Annotated in this window: 21 protein-coding genes; 11 read left to right on the top strand and 10 right to left on the bottom strand. The window is 66.4% G+C overall.

The window, feature by feature from the left end; translation table 11 throughout:
• Positions 1-42: 42 nt before the first annotated feature.
• From H4P35_RS17400 to H4P35_RS17375, 6 genes are read right to left on the bottom strand one after another with little or no spacing between them, the layout of a single operon-like run.
• A complete protein-coding gene (locus tag H4P35_RS17400) occupies positions 43-996 on the bottom strand; it encodes a GDP-L-fucose synthase (RefSeq protein ID WP_226846352.1) in 954 nt (317 codons plus the stop codon).
• Between the two features lie 6 nt (positions 997-1002).
• Complete coding sequence (gene gmd, locus H4P35_RS17395) at positions 1003-2112, bottom strand: GDP-mannose 4,6-dehydratase (protein WP_056323703.1); 1110 nt, start codon at positions 2110-2112, stop codon at positions 1003-1005.
• A gap of 10 nt (positions 2113-2122) precedes the next feature.
• Entirely contained in the window at positions 2123-2485 is a 363-nt protein-coding gene (locus H4P35_RS17390; RefSeq protein WP_056324604.1) for a VanZ family protein, read from the bottom strand.
• Between the two features lie 31 nt (positions 2486-2516).
• The gene (locus H4P35_RS17385) at positions 2517-3947 is read right to left on the bottom strand and encodes a mannose-1-phosphate guanylyltransferase/mannose-6-phosphate isomerase (protein WP_226846350.1); all 1431 of its coding nucleotides are present in this window, start codon (positions 3945-3947) and stop codon (positions 2517-2519) included.
• Between the two features lie 5 nt (positions 3948-3952).
• Entirely contained in the window at positions 3953-4405 is a 453-nt protein-coding gene (locus tag H4P35_RS17380; RefSeq protein ID WP_056323709.1) for a GDP-mannose mannosyl hydrolase, read from the bottom strand.
• Between the two features lie 46 nt (positions 4406-4451).
• Positions 4452-5861, bottom strand: a complete 1410-nt coding sequence (locus H4P35_RS17375; protein ID WP_056323712.1) for an undecaprenyl-phosphate glucose phosphotransferase — start codon at positions 5859-5861, stop codon at positions 4452-4454.
• A 242-nt stretch (positions 5862-6103) separates the two neighbouring features.
• Here H4P35_RS17375 and H4P35_RS17370 point away from each other — a divergent pair, with 242 nt between their 5' ends.
• The 7 genes from H4P35_RS17370 to H4P35_RS17340 all read left to right on the top strand — a co-directional run bounded on the left by H4P35_RS17370 (position 6104) and on the right by H4P35_RS17340 (position 15757).
• On the top strand, positions 6104-7240 hold the full coding sequence (locus H4P35_RS17370; RefSeq protein ID WP_128828660.1) for a polysaccharide biosynthesis/export family protein: 1137 nt from the start codon (positions 6104-6106) through the stop codon (positions 7238-7240).
• Between the two features lie 65 nt (positions 7241-7305).
• Positions 7306-9567, top strand: coding sequence for a GNVR domain-containing protein (locus tag H4P35_RS17365; protein WP_152384960.1), 2262 nt, complete (start codon positions 7306-7308; stop codon positions 9565-9567).
• Between the two features lie 21 nt (positions 9568-9588).
• Positions 9589-10986, top strand: coding sequence for a phosphomannomutase/phosphoglucomutase (locus H4P35_RS17360; RefSeq protein WP_062839161.1), 1398 nt, complete (start codon positions 9589-9591; stop codon positions 10984-10986).
• A gap of 13 nt (positions 10987-10999) precedes the next feature.
• Positions 11000-12667 carry a glucose-6-phosphate isomerase gene (pgi, locus tag H4P35_RS17355; RefSeq protein WP_226846349.1) on the top strand — a complete coding sequence of 556 codons (1668 nt, stop codon included), beginning with the start codon at positions 11000-11002 and terminating at the stop codon, positions 12665-12667.
• 12 nt (positions 12668-12679) lie between these two features.
• Entirely contained in the window at positions 12680-13732 is a 1053-nt protein-coding gene (gene galE, locus H4P35_RS17350; RefSeq protein WP_056323728.1) for a UDP-glucose 4-epimerase GalE, read from the top strand.
• A 182-nt stretch (positions 13733-13914) separates the two neighbouring features.
• Positions 13915-14862, top strand: a complete 948-nt coding sequence (epsC, locus tag H4P35_RS17345) for a serine O-acetyltransferase EpsC (protein WP_056323730.1) — start codon at positions 13915-13917, stop codon at positions 14860-14862.
• A gap of 76 nt (positions 14863-14938) precedes the next feature.
• The gene (locus H4P35_RS17340) at positions 14939-15757 is read left to right on the top strand and encodes an NAD-dependent protein deacetylase (protein ID WP_180098306.1); all 819 of its coding nucleotides are present in this window, start codon (positions 14939-14941) and stop codon (positions 15755-15757) included.
• Between the two features lie 159 nt (positions 15758-15916).
• Here the strand turns inward: H4P35_RS17340 and H4P35_RS17335 are convergent, their stop codons facing one another.
• The 3 genes from H4P35_RS17335 to H4P35_RS17325 all read right to left on the bottom strand — a co-directional run bounded on the left by H4P35_RS17335 (position 15917) and on the right by H4P35_RS17325 (position 19767).
• Positions 15917-16771, bottom strand: a complete 855-nt coding sequence (locus tag H4P35_RS17335; protein ID WP_152384957.1) for an inositol monophosphatase family protein — start codon at positions 16769-16771, stop codon at positions 15917-15919.
• A 121-nt stretch (positions 16772-16892) separates the two neighbouring features.
• A complete protein-coding gene (locus tag H4P35_RS17330) occupies positions 16893-18362 on the bottom strand; it encodes an NAD-dependent succinate-semialdehyde dehydrogenase (protein WP_226846348.1) in 1470 nt (489 codons plus the stop codon).
• Positions 18363-18504: 142 nt separating this feature from the next.
• On the bottom strand, positions 18505-19767 hold the full coding sequence (locus H4P35_RS17325) for a 4-aminobutyrate--2-oxoglutarate transaminase (RefSeq protein ID WP_152384956.1): 1263 nt from the start codon (positions 19765-19767) through the stop codon (positions 18505-18507).
• A 96-nt stretch (positions 19768-19863) separates the two neighbouring features.
• Between H4P35_RS17325 and H4P35_RS17320 the strand changes: the two genes are divergently transcribed.
• Positions 19864-21375 (top strand): PLP-dependent aminotransferase family protein, encoded by a 1512-nt coding sequence (locus H4P35_RS17320; protein WP_370638930.1) that lies wholly within the window; start codon positions 19864-19866, stop codon positions 21373-21375.
• 7 nt (positions 21376-21382) lie between these two features.
• Here H4P35_RS17320 and H4P35_RS17315 read toward each other — a convergent pair whose 3' ends face one another.
• Complete coding sequence (locus H4P35_RS17315; protein WP_226846347.1) at positions 21383-22297, bottom strand: DUF72 domain-containing protein; 915 nt, start codon at positions 22295-22297, stop codon at positions 21383-21385.
• A 114-nt stretch (positions 22298-22411) separates the two neighbouring features.
• Here H4P35_RS17315 and H4P35_RS17310 point away from each other — a divergent pair, with 114 nt between their 5' ends.
• The 3 genes from H4P35_RS17310 (at position 22412) to H4P35_RS17300 (ending at position 26310) form a co-directional block, all read left to right on the top strand.
• Positions 22412-24541, top strand: coding sequence for an ATP-dependent helicase (locus tag H4P35_RS17310; RefSeq protein WP_226846346.1), 2130 nt, complete (start codon positions 22412-22414; stop codon positions 24539-24541).
• Between the two features lie 84 nt (positions 24542-24625).
• Entirely contained in the window at positions 24626-25636 is a 1011-nt protein-coding gene (locus H4P35_RS17305) for a magnesium and cobalt transport protein CorA (protein ID WP_152384954.1), read from the top strand.
• Entirely contained in the window at positions 25633-26310 is a 678-nt protein-coding gene (locus H4P35_RS17300) for a thermonuclease family protein (protein ID WP_180098308.1), read from the top strand. The genes H4P35_RS17305 and H4P35_RS17300 overlap by 4 nt, the downstream gene beginning before the upstream one ends.
• Positions 26311-26407 lie beyond the last annotated feature (97 nt).

The following is a 26407-nucleotide window of genomic DNA, read 5'->3' as shown; positions in this document are numbered from 1 at the left end:
ATCCAAGCATCGGTAACCCTGTCTGTCATGCTGGCGCGGCCGTCAGGCGACCGGCAGCGCCTGTTGCGTGCGCTCGCGCAGGAAATGGCCATAGGCCAGCGTGATGCCGTGCGTCAGGGAGATCTCCGGCCGCCAGCCCAGCGCCTGCACGCGCGACGAGTCCATCAGCTTGCGCGGCGTGCCGTCGGGCTTGGAGGTGTCGTAGACGATCTTGCCCTCGTAGCCGATCACGCGCGCCACCAGCCGCGCCAGGTCCGCGATGGAGATGTCCTGGCCGGCGCCGATGTTGTAGATGCCCTCGGCGTCCGGATGCTCCATCAGCATGACGCTGGCCTGGGCCAGGTCGTCGACATACAGAAACTCGCGCAGCGGCGCCCCGGTGCCCCAGATCGTCACGCTTTCCGCGCCGGCCTCGCGGCCCTCGTGGAATTTGCGGATCAGGGCAGGCAGCACGTGGCTGCTGTGCAGGTCGTAGTTGTCGTGCGGGCCGTACAGGTTGGTCGGCATGGCGCAGATGAAGCGCGCGCCGAACTCGCGCTGGTAGGCCTCGCACAGCTTCAGGCCGGCGATCTTGGCGATGGCGTAGGGCTCGTTGGTGGATTCCAGCGGACCGGTCAGCAGCGCGTCCTCGCGGATGGGCTGGGGCGCCTCGCGCGGATAGATGCATGACGAACCCAGAAACAGCAGCTTGCGCACCCCGGCCGCATACGCGGCGCGGATCACGTTGCACTGGATCATCAGGTTCTTGTACAGAAAGTCCACCGGATGCGTCTGGTTGGCCAGGATGCCGCCCACCTTGGCGGCGGCCAGGTACACCACATCGACCGGCGTGGTCGAAAAGAAGCGGTGCACCTGGTTCTGGTTTTCCAGGTCCAGTTCGGCGCGGCTGCGGGTCAGCACGTTCTTGTAGCCGCGCCGGTGCAGTTCGCGGGTGATCGCCGCGCCCACCATCCCGCGGTGGCCGGCGACGAACACGCGTTGGTCCAGGTTCGTCATGGCGGGCTACTCCTTGTACGCGTAGATTTCGTAGCCGTTCTGTTCGACCAGCGCATCGCGCCGCGCTTCCTTCAGGTCGCTCTCGACCATTTCCTTGACGAGCTGCGCGAACGAGGTGCGGGGCGTCCAGCCGAGCTTCTCGCGAGCCTTGGTAGGATCGCCCAGCAGGGTTTCGACCTCGGTCGGACGGAAGTAGCGCGGATCGACGCGCACGATCACCTGGCCCGCCTTGACGTCGTGCACCGGCGAGAACAGCACGGTCGCCGTCTCTTCCAGGCCTTCGCCTTCCCACGCCAGCAGAATGCCCAGCTCGCGCGCCGCGGTGTTGATGAACTCGCGCACGCTGTACTGCATGCCGGTCGCGATGACGTAGTCCTCGGGCGTGTCCTGTTGCAGCATCAGCCACTGCATCTCGACGTAGTCGCGGGCGTGGCCCCAGTCGCGCAGCGCGGACAGGTTGCCCAGGTACAGGCATTCCTGCAGCCCCAGCACGATGCGCGCCAGGCCGCGGGTGATCTTGCGGGTCACAAACGTTTCGCCGCGCTTGGGCGATTCGTGGTTGAACAGGATGCCGTTGCAGGCGTACATGCCATAGGCTTCGCGGTAGTTGACGCTGATCCAGTAGGCGTACAGCTTGGCGGCGGCATAGGGGCTGCGCGGATAGAAGGGGGTGGTTTCCTTCTGCGGCGTTTCCTGCACCAGGCCGTAGAGCTCGGACGTGGACGCCTGGTAGAAGCGCGTCTTGTTTTCCAGCTTCAGGATGCGGATCGCTTCCAAGAGGCGCAGGGTGCCCAGGCCGTCGGCGTTGGCCGTGTATTCCGGTTCCTCGAACGAGACGCCCACGTGGCTTTGCGCGGCCAGGTTGTAGATCTCGTCGGGCTGCACCGACTGGACGATGCGGATGAGGCTGCACGAATCCGTCATGTCGCCGTGATGCAGCACGAAATTACGGGGCTGGTCGTGCGGATCCTGGTACAGGTGGTCGATCCGCGCGGTATTGAACAGCGAAGCGCGCCGCTTGATGCCGTGGACCTCATAGCCCTTGGCCAGCAGAAGCTCCGCCAGATAGGCCCCGTCTTGGCCAGTTACGCCGGTAATCAGTGCCCGTTTTGGCATGGTTGTGTCCTTAAGACTTAGTGACTGCACGAAAGGAGCCGATGGCTGCGTTACCAATGTGCAAAGAGATTACTGTTGCACCAGCCGCTGAGATATCGGCCAAAAGGTCTAAGAGATCCGCCTGCCGGTAGGGAAAAAAGGATTGGATTGATTCATCCAGCGCGCCCAACGCGGTAACCGCCAGCATGGCCACGAGCGCGGGACGCCGGTTCACCGACAGGTAGATCAGCGCGGTCAGGCAGGCGTAGGCGGCCAGGTGCAGCCGCTTGTCGCCAAAGGCATCGGACATGTCCGCCGCCAGCCCTGGCAGGTTGCCCACCGTGACCAGCACGATGAAAAACAGGGCCGCCGCGGGCAGGCAAATCCTTGCCATGCCCGGGCGCCAGAAGGGAACTGAAACCTGCTCAGACACGACCGTACATATCCTGGAATCGCACGATGTCGTCTTCGCCCAGGTAAGCGCCCGATTGCACCTCGATGATCTCCAGCGGAATCTTCCCGGGGTTCTCCAGGCTGTGGATCTCGCCCAGCGGGATGTAGGTCGACTGGTTCTCGGTCAGCAGGTACTGCTTGTCGCCGTTGTAGATGCGGGCCGTTCCGGACACCACGATCCAGTGCTCGGCACGGTGATGGTGCATCTGCGAGGACAGGCGCGCGCCGGGTTTCACGGTGATGCGCTTGACCTGGTAGCGCGGTCCCTGGCCAACGGAGTCGTACGACCCCCAGGGCCGCTGGACCTCGCGGTGGTGGTTGAGCTCGCTGCGGTGCTGCGCCTTGAAGACCTCGACCAGTCGCTTGACGTCCTGCGAGCGCGACTTGTGCGCCACCAGGACCGCGTCGGCGGTCTCGATGACGACGATGTCGTCCAGGCCCACCGAGGCGACCAGCCGGCTGGTCGAATGGATGAGGCAGTTGCGCGAATCCTCCACCATGACGTCGCCCGTGGTGGAGTTGCCTTCCACTGACTTCTGGGCGATGCCCCAGACGGCGTCCCACGCGCCCACGTCGCTCCACGAGGCCGCCAGCGGGATGACCACCGCGCTGTCGGTGCGCTCCATGATGGCGTAGTCCATCGAATCGCTGGGGCAGGCCTCGAACGCCGGGCCGTCCAGGTGAAAGAGCCCGTTATCGCCATGCCCGGTCGCCACGGCGGCCTCGGCCTGCTCCAGGATCTTGGGCGCCAGCCGCCCCAGTTCGGCCAGGAAGACCGAGGCCTGGAAGGCGAACATGCCGCTGTTCCAGTAATAGCCGCCGTCGTCGATGAACCGCTGGGCGACCTCGGGCGACGGCTTTTCCACGAACCGGCGCACGCGGCGCGCGGGCGCCATGGCGCCGGGCTCGTCGGCCTGGATGTAGCCGTATCCGCTGAGCGGCGCGGTCGGCTTGATGCCGAATGTCACCAGCGCGCCCTGACGGGCGGCGTCGTACGCCTGGGCGAAGGCCGCGCTCAGCACTTCGCCATCCTCCAGCACGTGGTCCGACGGCATGATGAGCATGATCGGGTCTTCGCCATCCTGCATCGCCCGCAGCGTGGCGGCGGCGATGGCCGGCGCGGTGTTGCGCGCGAACGGCTCCAGGATGACCTCGGCGTCCTTGATGCCCAGCTCCTCGGCCTGTTCCGCCGCAATGTAGCGGTGCGCCTCGTTGCAGACCAGGATGGGACGGGCCTGCGCGCCCGCCGAGTCCAGCCGCCGCAGGGTGTTCTGCAACAGGCTGCGGTCATCGGTCAAACGGATGAACTGCTTCGGCAGCAGTTCGCGCGACAGCGGCCACAGGCGCGAGCCTGAACCGCCGCAAAGAATCACAGCCCGGTACGGGGGACGGGGGTTGGTCATGGCTCTCACTCCTTGAAGTAGGCCTGGGTGTACGGATGCACGCCGGGATCGGCGGCGATCACTTCCCCGGGCAGCCAGCGGTAGCCGCTGTGCTGCGCCAAGGGAAGGCTTGCGGTATCCAGAGAAAGCTCGGCCTCGTAGGCGAGGACGACGTAGTGGGTGGAGCGACCCGCCTCACCCGCGAAATTCGTGCCATAGAAGTGCTCGTACACGCCGCGCGGTGTCCAGGCGAGATCGGGCAGCGAGAGGCCCAGCTCGTCCTGGACGATGCGGCGCAGCGCGCGCTGCAGGGATTCGTTCTTGCGGATCCGGCCGCCGGGCACGAACCACGCGCCCTGCGCGGGCGGATTGGCGCGCAGCCCGGTCAGGTAGTTGCCGGCGCCGTCGCGCAGCAGCAGGTCGATCGACACCAGCGGCAGCATCTCCACCGCCTGGCGGAAGTCCGCGCGGGCCAGCATTCCACCCCGCGGCGCAGGCGCTTCGCGCACAGGCCATCCCAACGGTTTAGTAGACATTGCGGCCCGTCCAACCCGATACCGCCGTGCGCGCGATGATCAGCAGATCCATCCGGAACGTCCAATGCTGGATGTAGTAGATGTCGTGTTCGACGCGGTCGCTCATCTTGCGCAGCGTGTCGGTCTGCCCGCGAAAGCCGTTGACCTGCGCCCAGCCGGTGATGCCCGGCTTGACGCGATGGCGCATCATGTAGCGCTGCACCAGGTCCTTGTACATTTCGTTGTGCTCCAGCGCATGCGGGCGTGGGCCCACCACCGACATGTCGCCCATCAGCACGTTCAGGAACTGCGGCAGCTCGTCCAGGCTGGTGCGGCGCAGGAAACCGCCGATGCGCGTGACGCGGCTGTCGTTGCGCGTGGCTTGCGTGACCACGCCCTGTTCCTGGTGCACGGTCATGGTGCGGAACTTGTAGACGTGGAACACCTTGCCGTCCACGCCAAGACGCGGCTGCGTGAAAAAGACCGGGCCGCGCGAGGTCAGCTTGATCAGCAACGCCACGGTAAGCATGACGGGCGCCAGGCCGATCAGCGCGCACAGCGCAAAGCTGCGGTCGAAGGCTTCCTTGGCCCAGCCGCGCACGCCGGCGGCCGGCAGACTGTTCAACTGGATGGCGGGCAGCCCGAGGAATTCGCCGATGCGATGGCCCAGCAGCTGAATGGACATGACATCGGGAATCCAGCGGATGTCCACCAGGTCGTTGCGCAGGTGATAGAGCACCTCGCGCAGCTCCTGGCCGGCTTCCATCGGCAGCACGATCCAGATTTCGCGCACGTTGTTTTCGCGCACGAAGGTGGTCAGGTTGTCCAGGTCATGCAGACGGCGGACCTGCGGCGGCAGAATCTCATGCGGTTCGGCGTAGATTCCCGATATCTGGTAGCCGGCCTCGCGGTACTTTTCCACGCGGCGCCACATGTCGTGGCCCAGCGCGCCAAAGCCCACCAGCAGCACGCGCTTCTTGTCCATGCCGCGATCGCGCGCCGCGCCCAGCGCCGCATACACGGCGATGCGCACGCCGGCCAGCGCCAGTGCCGTCATGCCGAACCAGGTTGCAGCCCATAAGCGGGATATCGCGCCGGTCTGGTGCATGAGAAAACTGACGAAGATGCCCAACGCGAACACGGTGGCCCACGCAGCCAGGCTGCGCACCACCAGATCGGTCAGGAGGCGTCCGCGCCACGACACATACAGGCGGAAGGCCGGGAAGATCGCGATCGCACCCAGGCCGCAAAGGTAGATCAGGAACAGATGAATCTGCGGAGGATCCGTCAAGGCCTCTTCCGAGAATTTCAAACCGGTGGCAGTCAGGCCGCAGGTGATGACGATCGCGGCGTCGAGCAAGCGATACAGATAGCTTGCTCCGCTGAACCTTGCCGACGTGTCCGTTTGGGACGGGTCCATCGCGCACTCCTGTTCGGGGGGAAGCACCCTGCGGCAAGCAACGACTGTGCAGTGCCGCAAAGCATGTGGCTACCGACAAAATCTTATTGAGAGCGCAACGGACCCGAAACCTCCAAACGATGTAGGAGAAGGCTTAGGGCATCCGTCGAATGTGCGGGACTAGGAAAAGCGTGTGGAATGTCGCAACCCGTTACGCATCGGGCTCCTTTCCAAGCAACGAAGTCATTCACAGTGGATTCGCCATGACTACACTTTTCGGAACGTTGAGCCGAGCCATAGCCGCTATCGCGCTCGTGTCCTCGCTGAGCGCTTGCGCCTTGTCTCCCGGCATGACGTTCAGCGCCAATCAACTCGCGGATCCGCTGGACCCGAACTCCAAGGCTGTCATCAAGGAAATCACGCCGTCGCTGGTGCTCGATGAGCAGCGCGCGCGTGAAGCGCTGCTCGACAACGAAGGCATTGGCCACCTGGTCGGCAAGCCCGGTCCCTACCTCATCGGACCGGGAGACATCCTGTCGATCGTCGTGTGGGATCACCCCGAGCTCGTGCTTCCGACGCAAACCTACGCCATCGGATCAGGGGCAACGGAATTAGCCATCGGGGATACCGCCTCGGGCATTCCGGGCTATACGGTCTCATCCACTGGATATATCCAGTTTCCGTATACGGGACTGCTGAAAGTGGCGGGGTTGACTGAACTTCAGGCGCGCAATCTCATAGTCAATAGTTCGGGCAAGTACATACAGGACCCGCAGATCACCGTACGCGTTCTGGGATTTCGCAGCAAGCGCATCTTCGTCGATGGCGAGGTAACGACGCCGGGTACGGTTGCGATCAACGATGTTCCCATGACCCTGTTGGAAGCGCTCAACAGGGCCGGAGGCATTCTGCCTACCGGCGACCGCAGTGCGGTTTATGTGATCCGCGATGGCCGTCGTACTCGCGTGAACCTTCCCGCGCTGATCGAGCGCGGCCAGGATCTGAACCAGGTCATGCTCAAGGCAGGGGACATCGTGAGAGTCACGCCGCGCGACGATAGCAAGGTGTTCGTGATGGGCGAAGTCTTCCTGCCCGGCGCCTCGGTCATGCGCGATGGCCGCATGTCGCTGACCGAAGCACTGGGCCTGGCGGGCGGGCCGAACCAGCTCACGGCCGACCCTTCGCAAATTTTCGTCGTGCGCGCCACGGAGGAGGCAAAGCCTTTGGTCTACCACTTGAACGCCGCATCGCCGCAAGCCCTTGCGGTAGGCGCGAAGTTTGAATTGCAACCCAAAGACGTCGTGTTCGTGGATACGGCCAGCCTGGTGCGGTGGAACCGCTTCATCAGCAACCTGTTCCCGAGCGCGCAAACCGTACAGACCGTCAAGTCCATCGATTAGTCCGCCTGAAAAACCCGCCTTTGGGGGCGCCGCAACCGCGGCGGCGCCCTCTCCTGGAGAGCTGCATGTCGTTGCCCATCGAATCGTTCGAGCCGTCAGTACCGGCCCGTCAGCAGGAAACCCCCTTGTCGTCCCACGTGGACGCCATTTTTTCCAACCGCTGGATGATCATTGCGATCACCCTGTTTGCGTTTCTCGGCGCGCTGGCCTACGTGATGGTGACGCCGTCGGTCTATTCGGCTGACATCATCGTGCAGGTCGAGGAGGAGCTTCCGAACGGGCAGGCGCGAAGCCTGCTGGGCGATGTGTCGTCGATGTTCGACACCAAGGCGGAAACGTCCGGCGAAATGGAAGTGCTGCGTTCGCGCATGGTCGTCGGTCCCGCGGTCGACAAATTCCTGCTCTACATCCACGCCAAGCCGCGCTATTTCCCCGTGGTGGGCGAGTGGCTGGCGCAGCGCTATGAAAGCCTGCCGTATCCGTCCGGCTTGCCGCGCGGCGGCTATGCGTGGGGCGGCGAGACCATCGCGATCTCGCAGCTGGACGTGCCCAACGAATGGCTGGGCAAGCCGTTTCGCCTGACCACGCTGGGCGAAGGCCGCTACACGCTCAGCGACAAGCTGACCGGCGCAACCTTCACCGGCACGGTGGGCAAGCCCGAGCGCTTCCTGCTGCCGGGCGGCGGCGCCATGGACGTGCATGTCGACGCGTTGTCGGGCCGTCCCGGCACCGAGTTTACGGTGTCGCGCAGCTCGCGTCTGGCGGCCATCGAGAACGTGCAATCGCACCTGGGCATCTTTGAGCGCGGGCGTACGTCGGGCGTGATCGGCGTCACCCTGGAGGGCAACGATCCGGCGCTGACGACCGCGGTGCTCAATCAGATCGGCCAGGAATACGTGCAGCAGAATGTGAACCGCAAGTCGGCCCAGGCCGAGAAGTCGCTGGTGTTCCTGGAGCAGCAGCTGCCGCAGTTGAAGGCCGAGCTGGACGCCGCGGAAACCAAGTACAACCAGTTGCGCAACAAGCGCGGCACGATCGACCTGAGCGAAGAGGCCAAGCTGATCCTCGGGCAGTCGGTGGATGCGCAGACCCGCGTGATGGAACTGCGCCAGAAGCGCCAGGAACTGATCACGCGTTTTGCGCCGACGCACCCGAGCATCGTGGGCATCGACCGTCAGATCGCGTCCTTGACCGGCGACGTCAACCGCCTGGGCAACAACATCAAGCAGCTGCCCGATCTGGAACAGGACGTGGTGCGCCTGGTGCGTGACGTGCGCGTCAACACCGAGCTGTACACGGCGCTGCTCAACAACACGCAACAGCTCAAGCTGATCCGCGCCGGCAAGGTGGGCAACGTGCGCATCCTGGATGCGGCCGTGCAGCCCGACAAGCCGGTGCGTCCGAAGGCCGCGATCATCATTGGCGTGGCCACCGCGGCCGGCCTGATCTTCGCCATCCTGTGCGCGTTCGTGCGCAACGCCCTGTTCGGCGGCCTGTCCGAGCCGGAAGACGTCGAGCGCCATACCGGCCTGCCGGTGCTGGCGGCCATTCCGTACAGCGACGTGCAGGACAAGCTCTGGCGCCGCAGCCGGCGCAAGAACGCCACCGTGCCCGCGCTGCTGGCCCAGAGCCAGGGCAACTCGCCACCCATTGAAAGCTTGCGGTCGTTCCGCAACGTGCTGCAGGCCTCGCTGCGCCAATCGGCCAACAACATGGTCATGTTCACGGGGCCGGTGGCGGGCGTGGGTAAATCCTTCCTGTCTGCAAATTTTGCCTTCATCCAGGGCGGCGTCGGCAAGCGCGTGCTGCTGATCGATGCCGACTTCCGCAAGGGCCAGCTCAACCGGTATTTCGGCGTGCCCAAGGAAGATGGCCTGTTCGAAGTGCTGACCGGCACGATCCCGCTCAGCCGCGTCAGAAAGCACAGCGTGTCCGAGGGCGTGGACTTCATCGCCACGGGCGCCGTCACCTTCGATCCGTCCGAGCTGCTGGCGTCGCCCGTCTTCGGCGAAACCCTGCGGGAACTGGCCACGCAGTACGACATGGTGATCCTGGACACGGCGCCCGTGCTGTCCTCGCCCGACGCGGCCGTTGTCGGCACGCATGCCGCGGCGGTGATGGTGGTGGTGCGGTCCGGCATGAACACGGTGGGCGAGATCCGCGAGACGGCCAAGCGCCTGATCCAGGCGGGCGCCCCGGTGGACGGCGTGCTCTTCAATGGCTTGAAGCTGATGCCGGAACGCTTTGGCTTCCGGTCCAAGTACGGCGGTTATCGCTACTCCCGTGCGGCGTACTACGGTGATTTCAAACACAACGGTCCCAAGTGAACGCCACCCGGAGAAACTGGCATGCACGGAACTTTTGGCTGGGACACGCCGCAGATTCTGGATGCGGTTTTCAAGGCCTACGACATACGGGGAACAGTACCGGACGAATTGGATGCAAGGTTTGCCCATAGCCTGGGGATGGCGGTGGGCGCCAAGGCCCACGAGCAGGGGGTGCGGTCGATCGTGGTGGGCCGCGATGGCAGGCTGAGCAGCGTCGAACTGTCCGCGGCGTTGCAGGCGGGGCTGCGTTCGGCGGGCATGCACGTCATCGATATCGGCATGGCGACCACGCCGATGGTGTATTTCACGACCCGGCTGATGGACACGGGCACCGGCATCGCGGTGACGGGCAGCCATAACCCGCCCACGCACAACGGCTTCAAGATCGTGATGGAGGGCGGTTCGTTGTACGGCGACGGCCTGACGGCGCTGCGCGATGCGATGCGCCAGCCGATCGATTCGGCGCCGGTGCCGGGCGGGCGCACGCAGATGCAGATCACCCCGTGCTACGCGGCGCGCCTGGTGGGCGACATCCGCATGGCGCGGCCCATGAAGATCGCCATCGATTGCGGCAGTGGCGTGGCGGGCGCGGTGGCGCCGGGGCTATTTCGGGCGCTTGGCTGCGAGGTCACCGAACTGTTCTGCGAAGTGGATGGCTCTTTTCCGGGGCATCACCCGGATCCGGCCGATCCCCACAACCTGCAGGACCTGATCTATTGCCTGCGCTATTCGGATTGCGAGGTGGGCCTGGCGTTCGACGGCGACGGCGACCGGCTGGGCGTGGTCACAAAATCGGGACAGATCATCTGGCCGGATCGCCAGCTGATCCTGTTCGCCCGCGACGTGCTGGCGCGCAACCCGGGCGCCGAGGTGATCTACGACGTGAAATGCAGCCGCCACGTGGCCCGCGCCATCACCGAGGCGGGCGGCAAGGCGACCATGTGGAAGACAGGGCATTCCCTGATAAAGGCCAAGATGCGGGAGTCGGGAGCGCTACTTGCTGGAGAGATGAGCGGCCACATTTTCTTCAAGGAGCGCTGGTATGGCTTTGACGACGGTATCTACGCCGCCGCCCGCCTGCTGGAAATCCTCTCGTCGGCGCCGGACCCCTCGGCTTTGCTGGAAAGCTTGCCGCAGTCCTGCGCCACCCCCGAATTGAAACTGGAGACCACGGAAGGCGTCGAGCTTGTGCAGGCGCTGCGCGACCAAGGGGAATTCCCCGGCGCAGTGTCGATCAACGAGCTCGACGGGATCCGTGTGGATTACGCGGATGGCTTCGGCCTTGCGCGACCGTCCAACACCACGCCAACGGTGGTACTCCGGTTCGAAGGAGACAACGTGGCCGCGCTGGCTCGTATCGAGGAGGACTTTCGCAAGGCGTTCAAGCGCATTGCACCTCACATTCGTTTACCGTTCTAAGGAGCATCACGCGATGGGAAAGGCTCAACAGGCGATTGAGGCGTTAAGGGCAGACTCCGGACTGGCAAACAGCCCCGAGTGGATGGCTTTCGCGCAGGCTGCGCAGAATGCCGAACTGGACGCCAGTGCGCTCAAGGTGATCGAGGCGGCAGGGTTGTGCGTGGACCTGACCATGCAACGCCAGTCGCCGTCGCTGGACGGCGCCGGCATGGCGCTGCTGCAGGCGCGCGGGCTGGAAGAGGCGCGCCGCGCGCTGTTTGCCGGGGAACCGGTCAACTGGACTGAAAACCGCGCGGCGTGGCATACCGCGCTGCGCGCCGGACGCACGCGCGAACAGCCCGAAGGGCAGGACGCGGATTCCGTCTGCGAGTATTCGCGCATGACCGACTTTGTGCGGCGCGTGGACCAGACGGCGGACTTCTCCGCCGTCCTGCACATCGGCATCGGCGGCAGCGACTGGGGCCCGCGCCTGGCGGTGCAGGCCTTCGGCGGACCGCTGCAGCGCCGGCAGATCCGCTTTGTCTCCAACATCTGCGGCCATGCGTTCCATGACGCCGTGGCCGGGCTGGACCCGCGCCGCACGCTGGTGGTGGTGTCGTCCAAATCCTTTACCACGACGGAAACGCTGCACAACGCCCGCGCCGCCATTGCATGGCTCAAGCAGGGCGGGGTGGCCGACGTGTCCGACCATCTGGCAGCCGTCACCGCCAATGCGCCGGCCGCGCGTGCGCTGGGCGTGCCTTCCAGCCAGGTCTTCAAGATGTGCGACTGGGTGGGCGGGCGCTATTCCGTCTGGTCGGTCGCCGGCCTGTCCATCGCGCTGACGGTGGGCGTGGACGTGCTGATCGGCATGCGCGCGGGCGCCGAGGCGATGGACCAGCATTTCCTGCAGACGCCGTTCGCGGCCAACGCGCCGGTGCAACTGGCGCTGGCCGGGCTGGTCAATTGCAGCGTGCTGGGATTCAACTCGCTGAACGTCGCGGCCTATAGCGGGCGCCTCTTGCACCTGGTGACCTATCTGCAGCAGCTGGAGATGGAATCGCTGGGCAAGCGGGTCGCGGGCGATGGCGCGGCAGTTGGCGTGCCGACGGCCCCCATCATCTGGGGCATGCCGGGCACCGACGGCCAGCATACGTTCTTCCAGTGGCTGCATCAGAGCGAGGAAGGCGCGCCGGTTGATTTCATCGCCAGCCTGCAAGGGCACGCCGACAGCCCCGATGCGCATCGCATGCTGCTGGCCAATTGCCTCGCGCAGCGCCAGGCGCTGTTGCGCGGCAAGAGCCTGGAGCAGGCGATGCTGGACGTGGCGCACATCGACAACCAGGAGCGCGCGCTGACGTTGGCGCAGCACATGGTGCATCCGGGCGGCCGGCCGTCGACGCTGATCGTCCTGCGCCAGCTCGATCCGCGCAGCCTGGGCGCGCTGCTGGCCCTGTACGAGCACAAGGTGTTCGTGCAGAGCGTGGTCTGGGGCATCAACCCCTTCGACCAATACGGCGTGGAACTGGGCAAGCGGCTTGCCAGCGGCATCGAGCGCGAGCTGGCGGTGCCGGTGTCGGCGGGCGTGGTCGACTGGGGCCATGATGCCTCCACGTCGTACTGGATCGACCGCTACCGCAGCCATGCGCAGGCCCCGCGTCCCCGCCATGCGTGGGTGCCGGGCATGGCGGCCCATCTCTGACGGAGCATCGACATGCCGGACACGCACGTGCTGGTGACGGGCGGCGCAGGGTATATCGGCACCCACACGCTGGTGGCGATGATCGCCGCCGGCCTGCGGCCGCTGGTGCTGGACAACTTCAGCAACGGCAGCCGCGAGGCCGTGCGCCGCGTGGAGCAGCTTTGCGGCACGCCGATCCCGCTGGTCGAAGGCGACATCCGATCGCCCGGGCTGGTGGCCGGCGTGCTGGCGCAGGCGGCGGCGCGCGGCATGCCCGTGCAGTCGGTGCTGCACCTGGCCGGCTGCAAGGCGGTGGGCGAATCGGTGGCGAACCCGCTCAAGTATTACGACAACAACGTGCAGGGTTCGCTCGTCCTCTTGCGCACCATGCGTGAGGCGGGCGTGTCGCGGCTGGTGTTCAGCTCGTCGGCCACGGTGTATGGCGAACCGCAGTACCTGCCGTTCACCGAGGCCCATCCGCTGGCGCCGGCCAATCCCTATGGCCGCACCAAGCTGATGGTCGAGGAAATGCTGAAGGACGTCTGCGTGGCCGATCCCGCCTTCAGCGCCGTCACGCTGCGCTACTTCAATCCCATCGGCGCGCATCCCAGCGGGTTGATCGGCGAGAGCCCGCGCGACCTGCCCAACAATCTTTTTCCGTTCATCACGCAGGTGGCGGTGGGGCGCCAGCCGTTTCTGCGCGTGTTCGGCGACGACTACGACACGCCCGACGGCACCGGCGTGCGCGATTACCTGCACGTCATGGATCTGGCGCGCGGCCATGTGCAGGCGCTGACCTATGCGGAAACCCATCCGGGGTTCGTGGCGGTCAACCTGGGAACGGGGCAGGGCACCAGCGTGATGGAACTGGTGCACGCGTTCGAGCGCGTCAATGGCTGCAAGATTCCGCTGCGCGTCCTGCCGCGGCGGCCGGGCGATGTCGAGCGCATGTGGGCCGATCCGGCGCTGGCGGCGTCGCTGTTGGGCTGGTCCAGCACGCACGGCGTGGACGCCATGTGCGCGGACGGGTGGCGCTGGCAGCAGGGCAATCCGCAGGGCTACGAGGTCGAGCCGGCAACGGCATAACCCCAACGCCATATCGGATGACTTTCGGCCTGCGCGCCAGAGCGGTTACAGTTGACGGAATTATTGCGAAGCAGCATTGCCCGGAGCCTTGCCCCGGGGGCTTCGCACCGTCAGCGAGGCAAACCCATGTTCGTTATCCATCCGACTGCCGGAACCGCCGGCTCCCTGTCCGGAGCCCGGCAATGAGCGGCCCCACCCATTTCCCCACCGCGCACTGGAACCTGGACGGCATCGTGTCCGGCCTGCGCGAGGCCCGCGTCGCGTGGCGCGGCCCGCGCGGCCGCCTGCGCGACGATGCGGGCCTGCGCGAGTTCCCTTCTCAAGAGAGCCTGCGCCAGATCGTCAAGGATCTCTGTGGCGCCTTGTTCCCGATGCGCCTGGGTCCCATCGACCTGCGCGAGGAAGTCGAGGACTTCTACGTCGGCCACACCATTGGCGCCGCGCTCGATGCGCTGCTGCATCAGGTCTGTCTGGAACTGCAATACGAAGGCCGCCACGACCCGGCCCTGCAGGCCGACACGCAACAGCGCGCCACGGAAATCGTGCGCCAGTTCGGCGCCCAGCTGCCGGCCGTGCGCGCCGCGCTTGACCTGGATGTGATGGCCGCCTATCAGGGCGACCCGGCCGCGCACAACGTGGACGAAGTGCTGCTGTGCTATCCCGGCGTGGCGGCAATGATCCACCACCGTCTTGCCAATGTCCTGTATCGCCTGGGCGTGCCGATGCTGGCGCGTATCGTGGCCGAGATCGCCCACGCCGACACCGGCATCGACATCCATCCTGGTGCGACCATCGGCCGCAGCTTTTTCATCGACCACGGCACGGGCGTCGTGATTGGCGAAACCGCCATCATCGGCGACCGCGTGCGGCTCTATCAGATGGTCACGCTGGGCGCCAAGCGCTTCCCGCCTGGCGAAAACGGCGAACTCAAGAAGGGCCTGGCGCGCCACCCGCTGATCGAGGACGACGTCGTGATCTACGCGGGCGCCACGATCCTGGGCCGCGTGACGATCGGCAAGGGATCGACCATTGGCGGCAATGTGTGGCTCACGCGCAGCGTGCCGCCGGGCAGCAATGTGACGCAGGCAAGCCTGGTCAGCGACATGCCCGATTGCGGGCTGGGCGGCTGAGGGCCGCGGCTCGCGCGGCGCGAGCTGCGGCGCGCGGGTGTGGCCATCGCGGGTGCGTCAATTCGAGGAGCGAGGATTGGATACAGCAGTTCCGGAGCTGGCCGCGCTGCGCGGCTTCATCGACCGCCATCCGCGGCTCTTCGTCCTGACCGGGGCCGGCGTCAGCACCGACTCGGGCATCCCTGACTATCGCGACACCGAAGGCGAATGGAAACGCCAGCCGCCCATGACGCTGCAGATGTTCATGGGCGGCGAACCGGCCCGCGCGCGCTATTGGGCGCGCAGCATGGTGGGCTGGCGCCGCTTCGGGCACGTTCGGCCCAACGCGTCGCATCTGGCGCTGGCGCGTCTGCAGGCGCGCGGCAACGTCGACATCCTGGTGACCCAGAACGTGGACGGCCTGCACGAGGCCGCGGGCAGCCGCGATGTCGTGGACCTGCACGGCCGCCTGGACGCCGTGCGCTGCATGAACTGCGACTGGCGGGGCGGCCGCCACGACTGGCAGGAAAAGCTGCACGCGCTGAATCCGGACTGGATGCAGCTGGAGGCCAGCGATGCGCCCGACGGCGACGCCGACCTGGACGGCCACGACTTCTCGCGGTTCGCGGTGCCGCCCTGTCCGCGCTGCGGCGGCATCGTCAAGCCCGACGTGGTGTTCTTCGGCGAGACAGTCCCGCGCGAGCGCGTGGAGCGCGCCAATGCGGCCCTTGAAAGCGCCGACGCGGTGCTGGTGGTGGGCTCGTCCCTGATGGTGTATTCGGGCTATCGCTTCGTCACCGCCGCGTCGCGTGGCGGCTTGCCCATCGCCGCCATCAATCTGGGACGCACCCGCGCCGACAGCCTGCTGACTCTGAAAGTGGAACTGCCGTGCGCGGTGGCGCTGGAAGCGCTTTAAGAAGAAGCGGGTCGGCCGGTTTTTGAGCGGTCTAAGCAAGTGCTTGCCCGGCAACGCTTTTTTCGGCCGGTTACAGACCTTTCCATAGGGTTGTCCACAGGAACTGGGGATAACTCCTAGGGATAACCCCAGTTTTTCGGGGTGGTTTCAAGCGCCCTGTCAAGTCTCGATGGATTCCAATGCGTCCCCCAGCAGCGCCTTGCGCGCCGCATGCCAGCTTCCGGCGTCAGGGGCGTACAGCAATCCACCCGTGCGGTGGGTGGGCTTGTAGGGCGAGCCATCGAAATGCGCCGCATAGCCGCCCGCTTCCCGATGCAGCAGCCAACCGGCAGCGTGATCCCACGCGGTCAGCTGGTTGTACAGCGCCACATGGCAATGGCCCGCAGCAAGCATGCGGTATTCGTGCGCGGCGCAGCGCAGCGAGGCCGTGCTGCCCAACTGCGAGAGGTTGCCATTGACGGTGGTGCGCAGCGGCTCGGGCAGGGCGCCGGTAGAGATCATGCCGTCCATGTCATGCGGGGGCGCGGGGCTGGCAACCGCCAGCGGCGCCCGCTTGCCGTTTTCGAGTTCCAGCCAGGCGCCTTCGCCGCGCACCGCCAGCGCGCTGTCGCGGCTGACCGGGTCGTAGATCACGCCCGCGATCACATCGCCGCGATGGCAGGCCGCGATCATCATGCCGAACAGCGGCAGGCCCGCGACGTAGTTGCGCGTGCCGTCGATGGGGTCGATGAGGAATGCGAGATCGGCGTCGACCAGCATGTTCAAGAGGGCGGGATTGCGCGCCGAGGCTTCTTCGCCGATCAGCACGGCGCCGGGATGCAGCTTGGCCAGGCGCGCGGCGATCAGGCGTTCGGCGGCCTCGTCGGCGTCGGTGACCAGATCGCGCGGGGAGGTCTTGCCGCGCACGGCGCCTTCGGGCAGGTTGCGAAACCGCGGCATGACTTCCGCCTGCGCGGTTTCCGCCAGGATGGCCGCCAGCCTGCGGGTGTCCTCAAGGGTGAAGGTTCTGCTCATACGGACTCTTCCAGGGAACGCGCAAATCTAACACGCCTGGATGGTATCGGAATGAACACGGCGCGCCCATCGGTCACGCGGTCGACAGGCGCGCGCGGCGGGCCGCCGCGCGCGCCGGTTTTCATGCGCCGAGGTCGACGCAGAGGTACTTGATCTCCAGGTACTCTTCGATGCCGTACTTGGAGCCTTCGCGGCCCAGGCCCGACTGCTTGACGCCGCCGAACGGGCCGACCTCGTTGGAGATGAGGCCGGTGTTGATGCCGACGATGCCGTATTCCAGCGCTTCGGACACGCGCCAGATGCGGGCGTAGTCGCGCGTGAAGAAGTACGCGGCCAGGCCGAAGATGGTGTCATTGGCCATGCCGATGACCTCGTCCTCCGACTCGAAGCGGAACAGCGGCGCGACCGGGCCGAAGGTTTCCTCGCTGGCAAAGCGCATCGATTGCGTCACGTCTCGCACCACGGTGGGTTCGAAGAACGTGCCGCCCTTCGCGTGCGGCTTGCCGCCCGCGATGACCTTGGCGCCGTGCGCGGTGGCGTCGGCGATGTGCTCCTGCACCTTCTCGACCGCGTTGCGGTCGATCAGCGGACCTTGCGTCACGCCGTCTTCAAAGCCGTCGCCCACCTTCATGGCGTTGACCTTGTCGACCAGGCGCTTGGCGACTTCCTCGTACACGCCGGCCTGCACGTAGATGCGGTTGGCGCACACGCAGGTCTGGCCGGCGTTGCGGTACTTTGAGGCCAGAATGCCGTCGACCGCGCGGTCCAGGTCGGCGTCGTCGAACACGATGAAGGGCGCGTTGCCGCCCAGTTCGAGCGACAGCTTCTTGATGGTGGGCGCGCATTGCTCCATCAGCGTGCGGCCCACTTCAGTCGAGCCGGTGAAGCTCAGCTTGCGCACCACGTCGCTTTCGCACAGGGCCGCGCCGATGTCGCGCGAGCTGCCGGTGATGACATGAAAGACGCCGGCCGGCACGCCGGCCTCTTCGGCCAGCACGGCCAGCGCCAGCGCGGTCAGCGGCGTCTGCTGGGCGGGCTTGACGATCATGGTGCAGCCGGCGGCCAGGGCCGGGCCGGCCTTTCGGGTGATCATCGCGGCCGGGAAGTTCCAGGGCGTGATCGCGGCGGTGACGCCGATGGGCTGCTTGAGCGCCATCAGGCGTTGGCCGGCCTTGGGGCTTTGCAGGATGTCGCCGTCGACGCGCTTGGCTTCCTCGGCAAACCACTCCAGGAACGAGGCCGCGTAGGCGATTTCGCCGGCCGCCTCGGTGACGGGCTTGCCCTGTTCGGACGTCATGATGGCAGCCAGGTCTTTCTGGTTCTGCATCATCAGCTGCGCCCACTTCAGGAGGATCGCGGCGCGTTCCTTGCCGGTCTTGGCGGCCCAGGCGGGCAGGGCGGCCTGGGCGCCGGCGATGGCCTGTTCGGTTTCCTTGCGGCCCAGCTTGGGCACCGACACGATGGTCTTGCCGGTGGACGGATTGTCGACGGGGATCGATGCGCCTTCGCCGGCGCCAACCCACTTGCCGTTGATGTAGCAGGCGTCGCGCAGCAGGTCGGGACGGGCGAGGGGATGGGACAGTGCTGTCATTTGGGAGTCTCCTTGATGGGTGCGGCGGGCCAAGCGACGACGGGCGCGGCAGGGTTCAGGCTTGAGATCCAAGCCGGGAACCTGCTACGCCCGCAATCGTTATGCCCGCCGGCCGAATAACCGGTTAGTCAGGGCTCGCGCCTCAAGCGGCAAGCGCCTCGGACAAGATGTCCAGCGCGCGTGCGAACTGGGCGTCGGGAATGGTCAAGGGATACAGGAAGCGCAGGACGTTTCCGTATACACCGCAGCTTAGCAAAATCAGGCCGGCGTCGAGGGCGCGCTTCTGCACGCGCTTGACCGCTTCGGCGTCGGGCTTGCCCGCCGCGTCGTTCAGTTCCAGCGCGACCATCGAACCCAGGCCGCGCACGTCGGCGATGCCGGGCACCTTGCCGCGCAGGCCTTCCAGGTGGGCGCGCAGCTTGTCGCCCAATTGGGTGGCGCGTTCGCACAGCTTTTCCTCGGCGATGACGTCCAGCACGGCGTGCGCCGCGGCCACGGCCAGCGGATTGCCGGCGTACGTGCCGCCCAGGCCGCCCGCGGCGGGGCCGTCCATGATCTCGGCGCGGCCGACGATGCCGGAAATGGGGAAGCCGCCGCCCAGGCTCTTGGCCATCGTGATGATGTCGGCCTGCACGGTGTGGTGTTCCATCGCGAACAGCTTGCCGGTGCGGCCAAAGCCCGTCTGGACTTCGTCGGCGATCAGCAGGATGCCGTGTTCGTCGCAGACCTTGCGCAGCGCCGACATCAGTTCGGGCGGCGTGATGTTGAAGCCGCCTTCGCCCTGCACGGGCTCGATGATGATGGCCGCGACGCGCTTCGGATCGATGTCGACCTTGAACAGCAGGTCCAGCGCCTTGAGCGAATCGGCCACGCTGATCGATTGCGTGGCGTTGGGGAACGGCACGTGATAGATGTCGCCCGGCATGGGGCCGAACGACAGCTTGTAGGGGGCGACCTTGCCGGTCAGCGCCATGCCCAGCATCGTGCGGCCATGGAACGAACCGGAGAAGGCGATGACGCCCGAGCGGCCGGTGGCCGAGCGTGCGATCTTCACGGCGTTCTCGACGGCTTCGACGCCGGTCGTGAAGAAGGCGGTCTTCTTCAGGCCATCGATGGGGGCCACGCGGTTGATGCGCTCGGCGAGCGAGATGTAGCCTTCGTACGGCACGATCTGATAGGCCGTGTGCGTGAAGTTGTCCAGCTGCGCGGTGACCGCGGCCTTGACCTTCGGGTGCAGGTGGCCCGTGTTCAGCACGGCGATGCCGCCTGCGAAGTCGATGTATTCCTTGCCTTCGGCATCCCACAGCGTGGCGTTTTCCGCGCGCACGGCATAGAAGTCGCACATGACGCCGACGCCGCGCGGCGTGGCCAGGGAACGGCGGGTATTCAGATCCTGATTCTTCATCTCGGTCTCGATGAGAGTGATGGGCGGTAAAGCACTTATTTAATGCTACGATGGCCCCACTTGTGGGAACCACTTTGATAAATCAGGTAGAACCAATTGCGGTCCATCGTCGGTGACTTGCTGCTGCTGCGCTTGGCCGATGGCGCCAGCGAGCCCATGAACAAGCGGCTCTACCGCGGCATCCGTGAAGCCATCCTGGATGGATCCATTGCCGCGGACTCGCGCCTGCCCGCCACGCGGGACCTGGCGGCCGAGCTGGGCATTGCCCGCAACACGGTCGTGCACGTCTACAGCCAGCTGCTCGCCGAGGGCTATACCCGCAGCCGGCAGGGCAACGGCACTTTCGTCAATGCGTCGGTGCCGGACTCCTATCTGGCCAGCGGCCGCCGCGCGCGCCAGGCGCACGAGGCGGCTTCGCGTCCCTCGCTGTCGCCGCGCGGCGCGGCCATCGTCGATGGCGTGTCGGCCTCGCCCTACCAATGGGGGGCGTTCATGCCGGGCGTGCCCGACCTGACCGAGTTTCCGCACAAGAAGTTTGGCCGCATCTTCAGCGCGTTGTGGCGCAACCCCGCGCCGCACCTGCTGACGTATTCCTACGGCGGCGGGCTGCCGGCGCTGCGCGAGGCGCTGGCGCAGCACCTCGCGCTGACCCGGTCGATCGACTGCGATCCCGAACAGATCATCATCACCGAAGGCTCGCACCAGGCCATCGACCTGGCCACGCGCATCCTGGGCGAGGCGGGCGAAACGGCGTGGGTCGAGGACCCCGGCTACTGGGGCGCGCGCACCATCCTGCAGGCCAACGGACTGCGCACGGTGCACCTGCCCGTGGACGAAGAAGGCATGCGGCTGCCAGACACCGTGGGCACGCCGCCGCGGTTCATCTTCGTCACGCCTTCGCACCAGTATCCGCTGGGGCCGGTCATGTCGCTGGCCCGCAGGCGGCAACTGCTGGCGGTGGCGCGGCAATGCGGCAGCTGGATCATCGAAGACGACTACGACAGCGAATTCCGTTTCTCGGGCAGGCCGATCGCGTCGCTGCTGGGCCTGGAGTCCGATGCGCCGGTGATCTACATGGGCACGTTCAGCAAGACGCTGTATCCCGGTCTGCGCGTGGGCTATCTGGTGCTGCCCAAGCCGCTGACCGCGGCATTCCAGGCCGCGCACGCCGAGCTGTACCGCGAGGGTCACCTGATGACGCACGCGGCGCTGGCAACGTTCATTTCCGAAGGCCATTACGCGGCGCACATCCGCCGCATGCGCATGCTGTATGGCCGCCGCCGCGCCATGCTCGTCAACCTGATCGAGCGGCGGCTGGGCCCGGACTGGCTGCATCGCGACGCCAGCATGGCCGGCCTGCATCTGGTGCTGACGCTGCCGCCGGACATGGACGACCTGCGCGTGGTCGAGGTGGCCCGCAGCAAGGGCGTGCTGACGCGGGCGCTCTCGCGTTATTACGTCAACGACGAAGGACGCCGGCCGGGGCTGCTGCTGGGCTACGCCTGTGTGCCGGAGCACGACATCGCGCGCAAGTTCGAGGTGCTGCTGGAGAGTCTGGCTGAAGTGGCACGGACCGCGGCGCGGCCTGCCGCCAAGGTGGGCGCCTGATACCCGTTCACACGCCCGGCAGCGTCAGCGCCGAGGCGAAGGCGGCGGCGTTGCGCATGCCCTGGTCTTCGAAGTTGGTGTTGAACACCGCGTGGGCCTGTCCCGATTGCGAGGCCAGCCGGGTGAAGCGGGCGACCAGTTCGGCCAGTTCCGCTTCCGAGTACTCGTACTGGAACCTTCCCGACGACGCGGCCCCCGAGGCGTTCCAGGTGGCCGCGTTGCGCCCGTGCAGACGCAGCAGCGTCAGGTCCGGATGGGTGCTTTCCCAGACCGCGGGCACCGTGTTGTCAAAGCCTTGCGGGGCGTCCACGACGGTGTGCACCACGCCCAGATCGCGCTCGAAGGCCAGCGTGTCCGCCGTCGCGCTGGCGGTCTCGAACCAGCTGCGGTGGCGGAATTCCACGGACACCAGGTGTTCCTCCATGCGCCGCGCGCAGTCGGCCACGCGCGCCATGCCCCGGGCGTCCCGCCGTATCCAGGGCGGAAACTGGAAATGCACCGCACCCAGCTTGCCCGGCATCCGCAAGGGCTCGATGGCCAACTGGTAGCGCCGCCAGAGTTCGTCGCGCAGGTCGGCGGGCACGCGGTCGTGGTAGATGACCGGATCCGGCCAATCGGCCAATTCGCGCTGGATGTCGCCGGGCAGGGCGGAGAGCGGCGTCTGGTGGCCGGTAAACAGCCGGAAGGCCTTGATGTTGAAGACGAAATCGTCCGGCGTACGCGTGGCCCACCGGTGCGCGTTGTCGGGCGTGGGCATCGCGTAGAAGCTGGAGTCGACCTCGGCCAGCGAAAAGCGCGACGCGTAAAAGCGCAGCCGGGATTCGGCGCTGCGGGCGTCGGGCGGATAAAAGCGGCCGCAGGCCAGCAGGGTGGGGTCGGTCCAGGAGGCGGTGCCGGTCAGGATGCGGGGGAAATCGGGCATGGCGCCGGGGCGGTTCAGACGGATTCGCAAAAATTCTGTATAAATATACAGTGTTCATCCGGAGCCAGCCTTGGCTCCTTCCTTTTTGCGGCCGCAGCGCTGCGGCTCCGCGACATGCCAGACCAAGATCCTCTTTCGCATACTCCCGATCACGACAGCGCCGCCGCGCGAGCTGCCGAGCGGCCCGATCCGTTGGCCGACCTGAATCCCGCCCAACGCGAAGCGGCCGAATTCGGCGTGGCCGGCGCGCCCGGCAACGATGGCCCGCTGCTGGTCATCGCGGGGGCGGGGTCGGGCAAGACCAACACGCTTGCGCATCGCGTGGCCCACCTGATCCTGAACGGCGCGGACCCGCAGCGCATGCTGCTGCTGACGTTCTCGCGCCGCGCGGCGCTGGAAATGGAGCGGCGCGTGGGATCGGTACTGCAGCGGGTGATGAACTTGCGCGCGTCGCAGCAGGCGCCGTCGCTGCCGTGGGCGGGCACCTTCCATGCGATCGGCGCGCGGCTCTTGCGCGACTGCGCCCAGCGCATCGGTCTGTCCGAGGCCTTCACCATCCACGACCGCGGCGATGCCGAGGACCTGATGGGCATGGTGCGCCATGAACTTGGCCTGTCCTCCACCAAATCGCGCTTTCCGCTCAAAGGGACGTGCCTGGCGATCTATTCGCGCGTGGTCAACAGCCAGACGCCCGTGGGCGACGTACTCAAGACCTCGTTTCCGTGGTGCGCCCAATGGGAGGACGAGCTCAAGAACCTGTTCCGCGCGTACGTCGCGGCCAAGCAGGATCAGCAGGTGCTGGACTATGACGACCTGCTGCTGTACTGGTCCGAGATGATGTCGGACGAGGAAATCGCGGCCGACGTGGGTGCGCGATTCGACCACGTGCTGGTTGACGAATACCAGGACACGAACCGGCTGCAATCGGCAATCCTGCTGGCCATGAAGCCCGACGGCCGGGGCTTGACGGTGGTGGGCGACGACGCGCAGTCCATCTATTCGTTCCGCGCGGCCACGGTGCGCAACATCCTGGACTTTCCCAATCTCTTTCCCGCGCCGGCGCGCGTCATCACGCTGGACCGCAACTACCGGTCCTCGCAACCCATCCTGAACGCCTCGAACGCGGTGATCGCGCAGGCGACCGAACGCTATGCCAAGGACCTCTGGACCGATCGCAAGTCCTCGCAGATGCCCGAGCTGGTGACGGTCAGCGACGAAGCCGGCCAGGCGCGTTGGGTGGCTGACCAGGTGCTTGCGCAGCGCGAGGGCGGCGCGACGCTCAAGTCGCAGGCGGCGCTGTTTCGCACGGCCAGCCACAGCGCCGCGCTGGAACTGGAGCTGACCCGCCGCAACATTCCGTTCGTCAAATTCGGCGGGCTGCGCTTTCTGGAAGCGGCGCACGTGAAGGATCTACTGTCGATCCTGCGATGGGCCGAGAATCCGCGCGGACGCATGGCGGGTTTCCGGGTTGCGCAGCTGATGCCGGGCATCGGGCCGGCGACGGCGGGCAAGCTGATGGACGCCATGTCCGCCTCGGCCGAGCCGCTGCGCACGCTGCGCGAATTCAAGCCCGGCGCGGCGGCCCAGGAAGAGTGGGGCGCTTTTGCAGACACCTACGCCGCGTTGTGCGACCCCACCCTGAAGTGGCCGGCCGACGTGGACCTGGCGCTGCGCTGGTACAACGGCCAGCTCGAGCGCCTGTACGACGATGCGCGCGTGCGCAAGACCGACCTGGACCAGCTGGTGCGCATCGCGTCGGGCTACCCGTCGCGCGAGCGCTTCCTGACCGAGCTGACGCTGGACCCGCCCGACGCCACCAGTGATGAATCTGGCGCGCCGCTGCGCGACGAGGACTACATGATCCTGTCCACCATCCATTCGGCCAAGGGCCAGGAATGGAAGGCGGTGTATGTGCTGAACGTCGTGGATGGCTGCATTCCGTCGGACATGAGCACGGGCACCGCCGAAGAGATCGAGGAAGAGCGCCGGCTGCTATACGTGGCCATGACGCGGGCCAAGGAACGGCTTCAACTCGTCGTGCCGCAGCGCTTTTACGTGCACCAGCAGACGGGCATGGGCGACCGGCACGTTTATGGCTCGCGCACGCGGTTCATCACCAATGCGATGCTGCCGCTCTTTGATCACCTGCCCAAGCTGCCCGACCTGCCGCCCGGACGGGCCGAGCCGCGCGAGCCGCAGGCCCCGCGCATCGACGTGGCCAAGCGGGTGCGCAGCCTTTTCTGAGCCAGCGGCCCGTCAGCGGGCTGGGCTATCATCGGCCGATAACCACACGCTGCGCGGCAGGGATCGATTTGTCCGAGGAAGTCTATGTCTACTGAAGCACAAGCCGCCGACGCGCCCAAGGGCGAGGTCGTGGCATCGATCGCCTACGTGAACGGACGGCGGGACCGCGAGGTCCCCCTTGCAGAAGCCGGCCAGTACGTCGCCCAGCGCCAGGGTCAGAGCATGTTGTGGATCGGCCTGCGCAACCCCAGCCCCGAAACGCTTGCCAAGGTGGCGCGCGAACTGGGCGCCTGCGACAAGAACCAGGAAGAGATGTTGGAAACCCACCGGCGTCCCAAGATCATCGACTACGGCAACATGATCCTGATCGTCGCCATCACGGTCGAGGTCGAGGCTGAACGTCCCATCTTTGGCGAGACGCAGTTCCTGATCGGCGACGGCTTTCTGGTCACGGTGCGGCGCGGCGCCACGGCGGGCCACAGCCCGCTGCGCGAGCGCCTGGAGGCCTCGCCCGACCTGCTCAAGCGCGGCAGCGATTATGTGGCGTCCGAACTGCTGGATTGGCTGGTGGACCGTTATGTCTCGGCGGCCGTCAAGATCGAGAGCGTCGTCGAAGGCGCGGAGCAAAAGCTCCTGATCCGCGGCGCCAAGGACTCGGATATCCGCAGGCTGTACCGTCAACGCCGCGACCTGCTGCGCATCCATACGGTGGTCTCGCCGCTGGCCGAGATCTGCCGCCGGCTGGCGCGGGTCGAAATGTCCGCCGTCGACGAGCACGCGCGGCCCTACTTCGGCGAAGTGGCCGACCGGGTGTTGCGGGTGGATGAACTGTTCAATTCACTGCGCGAGTCGCTGGCGTTCGCCTTTGAAGCCAGCCTGATGATCGGGCAGGCGGCGCAGAACGACACCACGCGCAAACTGGCCTCCTGGGCCGCCATCCTGGCCGTGCCTACCGCCATCGCCGGCATCTATGGCATGAACTTCGAATTCATGCCCGAACTGAAGTCTCCGTGGGGGTATCCGATCACGCTGGGCGTCATCGCGTCCATTTGCTCGGTGCTGTACTGGCGGTTCCGCAAGTCCGGCTGGTTGTGATGCGCCCCAAATCTCCCTTTCGTGGCGGCAGCAAGCTGACCGCCCTTGTCGTTGCCCTGGTTCTGGCGGTGGCGGGTGCCATCGTGAACTGGCTTGAACCGCAGGATTCGGCGCCGCAGCGCCCGGGGCCGACGGCAAGCGGCAAGCCCTCGGCGCCGGCCGCAGGCAAACCGTCGGCCGTGGCGCCTGCGGGTGGTGTGCCACCGGGGAGCTTCACGCTGACCGGCACGATTGTGAACGTGGCGGACGGCGACACCGTGACGCTGCGCGCGCCTGACGGCCAGCGGCGTATCCGGATGGACAGCATCGACGCGCCGGAGGAAGGCCATGGCACGGACCAGCCCGGCCAGCCCGACGCCGAGGCGTCGCGCAAGCACCTGGCAGATCTGGTGGCCGGCAAGACGCTCACGGCGCAGTGCTACGAGCAGGACCAATATGGCCGCGATGTCTGCGCGCTGATCCTGGCCGACGGCCGCTCGGCCAACCGCGTGCAGGTCGAAGCCGGCTACGCCTGGGCCTACACGGCCCGCAAGGGCGATTACCTGCGCGACAAGGCCATGCCGGACCTGCAGCGTCAGGCCAAGGCGGCTGGCCGCGGGCTGTGGGCGCGTCCGGACCCCGTGCAGCCCTGGAAGTGGCGTTACGACTGCTGGCGCCAGCGCCAGTGCGGCTGAAGGCCGCCACCCTCGCATTTCGTCCCTAGGGGGATGCCGGGGTACTTCCCCGGCCCCCCATTTGCTATCCTCTGTCGCTACGAAACGACGGGAAGGT

Origin of the sequence: Achromobacter sp. 77 (genome assembly GCF_020541125.1) — a bacterium.
GTDB classification, from domain to species: Bacteria; Pseudomonadota; Gammaproteobacteria; order Burkholderiales; family Burkholderiaceae_B; genus Achromobacter; species Achromobacter mucicolens.
The sequence above is the reverse complement of the archived record's forward strand: the minus strand, read 5'-3'. Positions and strand labels throughout refer to the sequence as shown.

Bases quoted from the DNA above. Each gene is read 5' to 3' on its own strand.
- H4P35_RS17400 (WP_226846352.1), bottom strand. From the start codon at position 996: ATGACGAACCTGGACCAACGCGTGTTCGTCGCCGGCCACCGCGGGATG.
- gmd (WP_056323703.1), bottom strand. From the start codon at position 2,112: ATGCCAAAACGGGCACTGATTACCGGCGTAACTGGCCAAGACGGGGCC.
- H4P35_RS17390 (WP_056324604.1), bottom strand. From the start codon at position 2,485: ATGGCAAGGATTTGCCTGCCCGCGGCGGCCCTGTTTTTCATCGTGCTG.
- H4P35_RS17385 (WP_226846350.1), bottom strand. From the start codon at position 3,947: ATGACCAACCCCCGTCCCCCGTACCGGGCTGTGATTCTTTGCGGCGGT.
- H4P35_RS17380 (WP_056323709.1), bottom strand. From the start codon at position 4,405: ATGCTGGCCCGCGCGGACTTCCGCCAGGCGGTGGAGATGCTGCCGCTG.
- H4P35_RS17375 (WP_056323712.1), bottom strand. From the start codon at position 5,861: ATGGACCCGTCCCAAACGGACACGTCGGCAAGGTTCAGCGGAGCAAGC.
- H4P35_RS17370 (WP_128828660.1), top strand. From the start codon at position 6,104: ATGACTACACTTTTCGGAACGTTGAGCCGAGCCATAGCCGCTATCGCG.
- H4P35_RS17365 (WP_152384960.1), top strand. From the start codon at position 7,306: ATGTCGTTGCCCATCGAATCGTTCGAGCCGTCAGTACCGGCCCGTCAG.
- H4P35_RS17360 (WP_062839161.1), top strand. From the start codon at position 9,589: ATGCACGGAACTTTTGGCTGGGACACGCCGCAGATTCTGGATGCGGTT.
- pgi (WP_226846349.1), top strand. From the start codon at position 11,000: ATGGGAAAGGCTCAACAGGCGATTGAGGCGTTAAGGGCAGACTCCGGA.
- galE (WP_056323728.1), top strand. From the start codon at position 12,680: ATGCCGGACACGCACGTGCTGGTGACGGGCGGCGCAGGGTATATCGGC.
- epsC (WP_056323730.1), top strand. From the start codon at position 13,915: ATGAGCGGCCCCACCCATTTCCCCACCGCGCACTGGAACCTGGACGGC.
- H4P35_RS17335 (WP_152384957.1), bottom strand. From the start codon at position 16,771: ATGAGCAGAACCTTCACCCTTGAGGACACCCGCAGGCTGGCGGCCATC.
- H4P35_RS17330 (WP_226846348.1), bottom strand. From the start codon at position 18,362: ATGACAGCACTGTCCCATCCCCTCGCCCGTCCCGACCTGCTGCGCGAC.
- H4P35_RS17325 (WP_152384956.1), bottom strand. From the start codon at position 19,767: ATGAAGAATCAGGATCTGAATACCCGCCGTTCCCTGGCCACGCCGCGC.
- H4P35_RS17315 (WP_226846347.1), bottom strand. From the start codon at position 22,297: ATGCCCGATTTCCCCCGCATCCTGACCGGCACCGCCTCCTGGACCGAC.
- H4P35_RS17310 (WP_226846346.1), top strand. From the start codon at position 22,412: ATGCCAGACCAAGATCCTCTTTCGCATACTCCCGATCACGACAGCGCC.
- H4P35_RS17305 (WP_152384954.1), top strand. From the start codon at position 24,626: ATGTCTACTGAAGCACAAGCCGCCGACGCGCCCAAGGGCGAGGTCGTG.